Genomic DNA, 8,917 nt, shown 5'->3' on the forward strand with positions numbered 1-8,917 from the left:
ATGCAAAATATTTTAAACCAGGTGGAAAATGTCAGAGCGTTTTAATCAGATCTGCCAATTCGTGCGCGCAGGATTTGGCGGTCTCCTCATCCTTGGCCTCTACCATCACCCGAATCAGGGCCTCGGTGCCGGAGGGGCGCACCAGAATGCGGCCATCCCCTGCCAGCCGGGCCTCCTGCTGGGCGATGGCGGCCTTCAGGGCGGCGTTGGCCATAATCTCCGCCTTTTTGGCCTTGTCGGCCACGGCCACGTTTACCAGCAGCTGGGGATAGCGCTTGCAGTCAGCCACCAGCTGGGAGGCCTTCTTTCCGGAGGCATGCAGCAGGGCGAGCAGCTGAAGGGCGGTCAGCTGGCCGTCGCCGGTGGTGGCAAAGCGGCGGAAAATCATATGGCCGGACTGCTCGCCGCCCAGCACATAGCCGCACTCCTCCATCTTCTCCAGCACGTTCCGGTCGCCCACGTCGGTGCAGATCAGCTGCATGCCCCGCTCCCGGCAGAACATGTGCAGGCCCAGATTGCTCATCACGGTAGCCACCACGGCGCTGCCGGGCAGTTCTCCCCTGCTCATCAGGTCCTTGCCGCAGACGGCCATGATCTGGTCGCCGTCAATCTCATTGCCCAGTTCGTCACAGGCCAGGCAGCGGTCGGCGTCGCCGTCAAAGGCGATGCCCAGATCGTAGCCGCCGGCCTTGACCATGGTGCACAGCTTATCCAGGTGGGTGGATCCGCAGCCGCTGTTGATGTTCACGCCGTCGGGGTCGGCGTTGATGACGTCTGTGTGCAACTCGGGGAACCGGTCGAACAGCCGGGCGGCAGTGGTGGAGGAGGCGCCGTTGGCGCAGTCCACCAGAATCCGCATTCCGGCCAGATCCGTGTTCACGGTGGAGGCCAGATGGTCAATATAATCCTCCCGCTCCTTCTGATCGGCGTAGATGACCCGGCCGATGTCGCCGTGGGTTTTCAGGGGAACCTCCCTGCCGGAGAGGATGATGTCCTCAATCTCCCCCTCCAGCGCGTCAGAGAGCTTGAAGCCCTGGCCGTTGAAAATCTTGATGCCGTTGTGCTCAAAGGGGTTGTGAGAGGCGGAGATGACAATTCCGGCGTCTGCATTGTTGTCCACTGTGATCCAGGCCACCGCCGGGGTGGGAATGACGCCCAGATGGAGCACATCCGCGCCGGCGGAGCACAGTCCGGCAATCAGGGCGCCCTCCAGCAGGTCGGAGGAGATGCGGGTGTCCTTGCCGATGGCCACCAGAGGCTTGTGGTTGCCCTCTTTCGTGAGCACCTGTGCGGCGGCCAGGCCAACCTTATAGGCCAGGTCGGCGTCCAGCCCGGCGTTGACCACGCCGCGGATTCCGTCTGTACCAAACAATTTCCCCATATTCAAAACATTCCTTTCCGCTGTGTATATTTTGATGGGACGCAGTCCCCATGTTGGCTTTTGTCAGAAAGACAGCTGATCCAACCCGTCGCCCCGGGGCACAGGCAGCCCCAGGTGCTCATAGGCCCGGCGGGTGACGCAGCGCCCTCTGGGCGTACGGGTCAGGAAGCCCATCTGCATCAGGTAGGGCTCATATACATCCTCCAGCGTAACAGCCTCCTCGTTGATGGTGGCCGCCAGGGTCTCCAGCCCCACCGGGCCGCCGCCGTAGTGCTCGATGATGCTGGTAAGCATCCGGCGGTCCACGGCGTCCAGACCCAGATAGTCCACCTCCAGAGCGCTGAGGGCCTGGTCGGCCACCTCCCGGGTGATGACGCCGCCCGCCCGCACCTGGGCGAAATCCCGTACCCGGCGGAGCATCCGGTTGGCGATACGGGGCGTGCCCCGGCTCCGCCTGGCGATTTCCATGGCGCCTTCCGCCTCAATGGGTACGCCCAGGATGCCCGCAGAACGGGAGACAATCAGGGCCAGCTCCTCAGGGGTGTACAGCTCCAGCCGCAGCGTAACGCCGAAGCGATCCCGCAGAGGCGCGGACAACTGTCCCGCCCGGGTGGTGGCGCCGATAAGCGTGAACCTGGGCAGATCCAGCCGGATGGAGTTGGCGGAAGGACCCTTGCCGATGATGATATCGATGGCAAAATCCTCCATGGCGGGATAGAGAATCTCCTCCACCGAGCGGTTGAGCCGGTGGATCTCATCTACAAACAGAATATCATTCTCCTGCAGGTTGGTCAGCAGGGCCGCCAGATCCCCCGGCTTCTCGATGGCAGGGCCGGAGGTGATGCGGATGTTAACCCCCATCTCGTTGGCGATGATGCCGGACAGGGTGGTCTTGCCCAGGCCCGGAGGGCCGTGGAGCAGAACATGGTCCAGGGGCTCGCCCCGCATCTTGGCCGCCTGGATGAAGATCTCCAGGTTGCCCTTGGCCTTCTTCTGGCCGATGTACTCCGAGAGCGTCCTGGGGCGGAGGGAGCCCTCTGCCTCATCATCCCGGGTCAGGGATGTCGTCACCAGAGGCTCCTCGGTCTCAAAGCCGCTCTCCGAAAAATCGATGCTCAAATGCTCACTTCCTCTTCCGGGCGGACCCTGTGTCCGCCGGCTGTTATTGCGGTTACTTCATCATCTTCTTCAGGGCCTGCTTGATGATCTCCTCCAGGGCCAGCGTCTCCATGTCGATGTCCTTCAGGGCGGCAGCCGCCTCAGCCTGACTGTACCCCAGGACGGCCAGAGCGGCAGCCGCCTCGCTGGCCTTGTTCTGGGGGATGACCGTGACGCCGGTGCCGCCGTAGCTCTCTCCGCCGGGGGTGGAGAGCTGCCCCTTGGCCAGCTTATCCTTCAGCTCCAGAATGATGCGCTGGGCGATCTTCTTGCCGATGCCCGGGGCCACGGTGAGGGCCTTCTCGTCGCCGGTGATGATGGATGTGGCCAACCCCTCCGGGGTGGCGGAGGACAGGATGGACAGCGCCGCCTTGGGACCCACGCCGGACACGCCGATGAGCAGCTGGAAACAGTTGAGCTCATTCTCGCTGGCAAAGCCGTAGAGCTCCATGGCGTCCTCACGGACGTTGAGATAGGTGTAAAGGGTGGCGTTCTCCCCTTTCCGCAGCCGGGCAAGGGTGTTGTTGGTGGTGCGGCAGGCATAGCCCACGCCGCCGCAGTCCACAACGGCCAGATAGGGCGCCATGTGGACCACAGGTCCTTTCACATAGTAAAACATATCGGTTCCTCACTGTATCTGTCAATTGTCAGCGGCGGTTATCCCGGACGGCATACCGGCCGCTGCCCGGCCGGGCAGAATCCATCAGGGACAGCCTGGAGGAGGACGAACGGGCGTGGCACAGGGCGATGGCCACGGCGTCCGCCGCGTCATCCGGCTTGGGCACGTCCTTCAGCCCCAGCAGGCGCCTGGTCATGTCCATCACCTGCCGCTTTTCCGCCTTGCCGTACCCCACCACCGCCTGCTTGACCTGGGAGGGGCTGTACTCGAAAATGGGGACGCAGGCCCGCTCGGCCTCGGTCAGAATGACCCCTCTGGCCTGGGCCACGCCAATGCCGGTGGTCACGTTCTGGTTGAAGAACAGCTCCTCCACCGCCATGGCGTCCGGTTTGAACTGGCGGAGCAGGGTGGCCATATCGTCTGATATCTGGAGCAGCCGGGCGGGCAGCGGCAGCCCCGCCGGAGTGGTGATGGCGCCGCACCGGATCAGCCTCTGCCGCCCCGGCGCCGCCTCCAGCACACCGAAGCCCACGATGGCGAAGCCCGGGTCTATTCCCAAAATGATCATGGCAACCTCCTGGGTATACATACGGGTTAATTCTATCACGGCGAAGGATATGGCGCAACTAAGAATTATGGGAGAACAAAACAGCAGACGCCGCGGCAGAATCCGCCGCGGCGTCTGCTGTTTTAGAAGGAGAACGATAAACGGAAGTTCCGTCCCCATCCTCAGCTTATGCGCGGGGATGGGCTTTGTTGTACACATCTTTCAGCTTCTGGTTTACCAGCTGAGCATATATCTGGGTGGACGAGATGTCGGCGTGGCCCAGCATCTCCTGGATGGACCGCAGATCCGCGCCGTTCTCCAGCAGATGGGCCGCGAAGGAGTGCCGCAGGGTGTGGGGCGTGATGTCCTTGCGGATGCCCGCCTTCTCCTGGTAGTGCTTGATGATCTTCCAGAAGCCCTGGCGGCTCATGCGCTCCCCGTTCATGTTGACAAACAGGGCCTTCTCATCCGGGTGCTCAATCATCTGGGGGCGGACCTGAGTGATATAGCTGGCCAGCGCCCGCACGGCGGCGGAGTAGAGTGGGATGATCCGTTCTTTGTTCCGCCCCACGCAGCGGATAAAGCCGGCGGAGAGGTTGACGTGCTCCAGGTTCAGTCCAATCAGCTCGGAGACCCGGATGCCGGTGGCGTACAGCAGCTCCAGCATGGCCTTGTCCCGGCAGCCCTTGGCGTCAGAGGGGTCGGGCTGCTCCAGAAACAGATCCACCTCTTTGCTGGTGAGGATCTGGGGCAGCTTCCGCTCCACCTTGGCGGGGGTAATCCCCCGCACGGGATTGACGGCTACAACGCCGACGCCGATCAGAAAGTTATAGAAAGACTTCATGGAGGCCAGGCTTCTGGTCACCGTGGCCACAGACTTTCCTTTTCCGGACAGATGCTTCACATATCGCTCCACATCCGCCTGTCCGGCCTGCTCCGCCGTCAGGCCCTCCCCCTCCAGCCAGCCTGCGTACTGGTGGATATCCCGCAGGTAGGAGCTGAGTGTGTTGAGGGACGCCTTTTTCTCTGTTTTCAGGTATGACTCATACTCTTTTAAATAATCCATCCCCTGCCGCGTCTCCATCCTATGTAGAATTCGGCGGCTCTGCCCAAGGCAGGTACACGCCTATGCCGCCAGCATCCCGGCCGCCCACGCCACAAGGGTGGGGACAGCCAGATATTCCAGCAGTATACACACGCAGAACGCCCCGGCGCACATGCCGCAGCGTAAAAAGTAGGCCCGGCCGAAGGGGGAATCTCTCCTGCCCTCCCCCATGGTCCGTCTGGCCAGGCGGGCCGAAGCCGTCAGCCCCTGAGCGCCCAGAACAAAGAGCGCCGGAATACTGACTGCTCCGGATACACCAAAAATCAGCGCGGCCGCAAAGCAGCCCTCACTGCCGAACATTCGAACAAAGGAGGACACTGCAAAGGACAACAGAAATCCCCGGGCGGAAAACAAAATTGGAATACCCAGTATTCCCAGTGCGGTAAAGCTCAGGGCAACTGTAAAAACAGGCCAGCGGAGCTGCTCCCATATCAGCGGAAGCAGGGCGGGCGGCTGTACGCCTCCCTCCCCTGCGGCCGAGAGAAAGCCCTGAATGTAGGCTGTCAGGCTCTCCCCGCCGCTGCCTTTGGCGGCGGCCGCCAGCAGACACCCCGCCGCGCTGCCCAGAAAAAAGCAAATCCCTATCGCTGCCAGAGCGGGGCCCCCGCCCTCTGCGGGGACATCCCACACTCCTGCCACAGCTCTGCGCATGGGCCGTCACCTCCACGACAGCCTATGCGCACCGGCGGGGAATTAGAAGGACAGCCTCATTTGCCCAGCTCCTGAGAACGGCGGACACAGCGCTCCATGGCCTCGTTCACCATTTCCTCAAAACGGTAATCGTCAAAGGCGGTCATGGCGGCCAGGGTTGTGCCGCCGGGGGAACACACCTGCCGCTTCAGCTCTCCGGCGGTCTTCCCGCTCTCCAGCAGCATCCGGGCAGAGCCCTCCATGGTGAGGGCCGCCATGCGCAGCGCCTCGTCCGGCGCCAGACCCAGAGCCTGCCCGGCGCTCACCATGGCGTCAGCCATGCGGAAGAAGTAGGCCGGAGAGGAGCCGGCGGCGGCGATCACCGCGTCGATCAGGGCCTCCGGCACCACGAACACCTCGCCCGCGGAGGAGAACACGGCCTTCACCGCCGCAAAGATCTCCTCCGGCACATCGCCGGACTGAACCAGGGCGGTGCAGCCCTTTCCGACCAGCAGGGGCGTGTTGGGCATGGCGCGCATCACGTGGCACCCGGGCAGCTGCTCCCGCAGCCAGGCGAGGGAGTATCCAGGGGAAATCGAGAGGACCCCTTTGCCTTTTGCCTGTTCTGCAATTTGAGGCAAAACCTGGCCGAACATCTGGGGCTTAATCCCGAGAATGACCAAATCAGTCTCCCGAACCACCTGGCAATTATCGGTGGTGGTATGAATGCCCAGGCGGGCAAAGCGCTCCAGCTTATCCCCATGGTGGTTGGAAATCCACAGCTGTTCCGCCTGGAGAAGGCCGCCCTTTAAAACGCCGTCCAAAATAGCGCCCGACATATTGCCCGCGCCAATAAATCCCAATTTCAAATGACAGCCCTCCTTTTTACCTATGTTTACGGATTATAATATATCTCTTCCGAAGAATTAACGCAAGAAATACAAAGTAAAAAAATTATTTTTGTATATTATGACAAATTATTATGTAAAATAAATTATGTAAACTACGACGTCAAAGAAAATAGGCGCTCTCTTGTGAGGGCGCCTATTTTGTCGAAAAATGTATTGTTTTTCTTGAATATCGCGAAAATAGCGGCAAGTTTTCCGGTGCAACTTGGTGATTACGTTTTGTATAATTACAATCTGTATATCAGTCGCCCATGCCGGCCGCAATGGCCCGAAGGGCAATGGCGCACTCGAGCCGCTTGCGCTCCAGCTCGCAGCCCACATGGTGGGGCTTTTTTATGTCTCCATTGACAAGCAGGTTGGAGGCGCTGCAGCCGCCGGAGCAGTAAAAACGCGCCCAGCAGTCCTTACAGTCCTCTCTGGTATAGATATTCAGGTTGGAGAAGGCTTTGGAGATCTCCATGTTGAAGGTACCCTCATAGAGGTTGCCCAGCTTATAATCCTCGTTGCCCACAAACTGGTGGCAGGGGTAGATGTCCCCCTCCGGGGTGATGGCCACATACTCGCAGCCGGCGCCGCAGCCCCGCAGCCGCTTGATGACGCAGGGGCCCTGGGCCAGGTCCACATTGAAGTGGAAGAAGTTCACCTCGGGGTGCTTGCGCAGCTCCTCCGCCAGCTTCTCATACTCGGCCAGGATAGCGGGCACATCCTCCTCCCGGAGGGCATAGGGGTCCTCGGGTCCGCCCACCACAGGCTCCACCGAGATGTTCTTGGCGCCCAGGGAGGCCATGTGCATCACGTCGGCAGCAAAGTCCAGGTTGTCCCGGGTGAAGGTGCCGCGGAGATAGTAGTCCTTGTCTCCCCTGCCGGCGATGAGCTTCTGGAACTTGGGGACGATCACATCATAGCTGCCCTTGCCGTTGACAGTGGGGCGCATCCGGTCGTTGACCTCCTTGCGTCCATCGATGGACAGGACGGCGTTGGACATCTCCCGGTTGATATACTCGATATTTTCGTCGTTGAGCAGGACGCCGTTGGTTGTAATAGTAAAGCGGAAGCACTTGTCATGCTCCTTCTCAATGGAGCGGGCGTACTCCACCGTCTTCTTCACGGTGTCCATGGCCATCAGAGGCTCGCCGCCGAAGAAGTCCACCTCAATGTTCCGCCGCTTGCCGGAGCGCTCGATGACAAAGTCAATGGCCCGCTTGGCGGTCTCAAAGTCCATGGTCATGCGGTGGCCGGTGCCGAAGTCTCCGGTGGAGGCGAAGCAGTACTTGCAGCGGAGGTTACAGTCGTGGGACACGTGGAGGCACAGGGCCTTGATGGGCGCCTCCCGCTGCATGGCCACGGCGGCGGCCGGGTCGATGTAGTCGTCCTCCACAAAGAGGAGTCCCTCCTCCTGGAGGTCCCGCAGGTCCTGCCAAGCCTCCTCCAGCGCCTCGGCGCTGTACTGGGGCAGCTGGGCGGCCAGGTCTGCCGGGCAGTGCTCGGCCATCTGGCCGGGGTTGGCGTTCTGCCGGTTCAGCGCCTCCAGCAGGTCATAGGCGGTCTTGTCCAGTACATGGACAGCGCCGCTGTTTACATCCACGGCGACATATACGCCAAGGGCGGTAAAAGTATGTACCATTCTTTTCTCTCCTAATGACAGGCACGGAAACGGGGTGGGCAAAACCCACCCCGTTCCCAGTCTTGTTGTTTGACTTACTTGTTGTTCTCGCACTTCTGGTTGGCAACCGTGCAAGAGGTCTTACAAGCGGACTGGCAAGAAGTCTGGCACTCGCCGCAGCCGCCGTGAGCAGCGCTGTTCTTCAGGGTAGCGCCGTTAAGCGTCTTCACATGCTTCATCTGTTTCCCCTCCTCCACTGTCGTTTTTTGGAGCTTCGATTCATTATAGCATAGGAAGCGGCCCATTTCAATCCATTTTTAGCGGCGTCCCTTCCGCTTTTTCCTGGTGGGGCGCTTTCCGCCCAGCAGGCCGGCCGCCGCGCCGCCGCACAGAGCGCCGCACAGCAGGGCCAGCCCCTCCTCCGGCGCGGCCGGGCCGAAGAAGAGCACGCCCACCGTGAGCAGAATTAGAAAAAAGACGCAGCCCGTCAGCAGACCCACAACCAGCGCCCTGGAGCGGCAGCGGCGGATGGCCGCCGTACCGCCGAAAAAGCCGCCGATGACACAGCCTACAATGGTCATTTGATACATCAGCTGCTCCTCGATCCACCCGCTGGAAATGCCGACCGAAGCCAGCAGCAGAAAGAGAAAGCAGGCCAGCAGCGCCACACCCCCGCCCAGGAGCACCCCCAGCACACAGCGGACCAGTCTGGCCCCCTGATCCTCTTCCATATGTTTCATTCCATTCCCCTCCCAGACATTGTGCTTGTCTGGTGGATCATATGCCACGCCGCTGCCCGGCATGTCTGTTTTTTCTCCTCCGTACCGCGCCCATGAAAAAGCAGCCGGCCGCAAACGCGACCGGCTGCTCAGGCTGTCGAAAAAGTCCCTGGACTTTTTCGACAGCCTTCAAAAATGCCGTTACTTTCGCGCCGCACAGCGGCGCAAAAGTCCCCGCTCCGCTCTC

The 8,917-nt window shown here is 61.1% G+C and carries 11 protein-coding genes; all 11 read right to left on the reverse strand.

Annotated features, from left to right (window positions below):
- Positions 1-31 precede the first annotated feature (31 nt).
- Entirely contained in the window at positions 32-1,381 is a 1,350-nt protein-coding gene (glmM, locus tag QZY67_RS05710; RefSeq protein WP_295368987.1) for a phosphoglucosamine mutase, read from the reverse strand.
- A 63-nt stretch (positions 1,382-1,444) separates the two neighbouring features.
- Complete coding sequence (gene ruvB, locus QZY67_RS05715) at positions 1,445-2,500, reverse strand: Holliday junction branch migration DNA helicase RuvB (RefSeq protein WP_295368989.1); 1,056 nt, start codon at positions 2,498-2,500, stop codon at positions 1,445-1,447.
- A 52-nt stretch (positions 2,501-2,552) separates the two neighbouring features.
- A complete protein-coding gene (gene ruvA, locus QZY67_RS05720; RefSeq protein WP_295368990.1) occupies positions 2,553-3,158 on the reverse strand; it encodes a Holliday junction branch migration protein RuvA in 606 nt (201 codons plus the stop codon).
- Positions 3,159-3,186: 28 nt separating this feature from the next.
- Complete coding sequence (gene ruvC, locus QZY67_RS05725) at positions 3,187-3,726, reverse strand: crossover junction endodeoxyribonuclease RuvC (RefSeq protein WP_295368992.1); 540 nt, start codon at positions 3,724-3,726, stop codon at positions 3,187-3,189.
- Between the two features lie 166 nt (positions 3,727-3,892).
- On the reverse strand, positions 3,893-4,771 hold the full coding sequence (xerD, locus tag QZY67_RS05730; protein ID WP_295368995.1) for a site-specific tyrosine recombinase XerD: 879 nt from the start codon (positions 4,769-4,771) through the stop codon (positions 3,893-3,895).
- A 60-nt stretch (positions 4,772-4,831) separates the two neighbouring features.
- On the reverse strand, positions 4,832-5,461 hold the full coding sequence (locus tag QZY67_RS11945; protein ID WP_366448945.1) for a stage II sporulation protein M: 630 nt from the start codon (positions 5,459-5,461) through the stop codon (positions 4,832-4,834).
- Between the two features lie 56 nt (positions 5,462-5,517).
- Complete coding sequence (proC, locus tag QZY67_RS05735; RefSeq protein ID WP_294532565.1) at positions 5,518-6,309, reverse strand: pyrroline-5-carboxylate reductase; 792 nt, start codon at positions 6,307-6,309, stop codon at positions 5,518-5,520.
- Between the two features lie 280 nt (positions 6,310-6,589).
- Entirely contained in the window at positions 6,590-7,972 is a 1,383-nt protein-coding gene (scfB, locus tag QZY67_RS05740) for a thioether cross-link-forming SCIFF peptide maturase (RefSeq protein WP_295368997.1), read from the reverse strand.
- A 74-nt stretch (positions 7,973-8,046) separates the two neighbouring features.
- Entirely contained in the window at positions 8,047-8,190 is a 144-nt protein-coding gene (scfA, locus tag QZY67_RS05745; RefSeq protein WP_294520725.1) for a six-cysteine ranthipeptide SCIFF, read from the reverse strand.
- Positions 8,191-8,268: 78 nt separating this feature from the next.
- Positions 8,269-8,691, reverse strand: a complete 423-nt coding sequence (locus QZY67_RS05750) for a TIGR04086 family membrane protein (RefSeq protein ID WP_295369000.1) — start codon at positions 8,689-8,691, stop codon at positions 8,269-8,271.
- Between the two features lie 37 nt (positions 8,692-8,728).
- Positions 8,729-8,917 (reverse strand): hypothetical protein (locus QZY67_RS05755; protein WP_295369001.1); only part of this gene is annotated, 189 nt, incomplete at its 5' end.

Source organism: uncultured Pseudoflavonifractor sp., assembly GCA_904419835.1.
In the GTDB taxonomy this organism is placed as follows: Bacteria; Bacillota; Clostridia; order Oscillospirales; family Oscillospiraceae; genus Pseudoflavonifractor.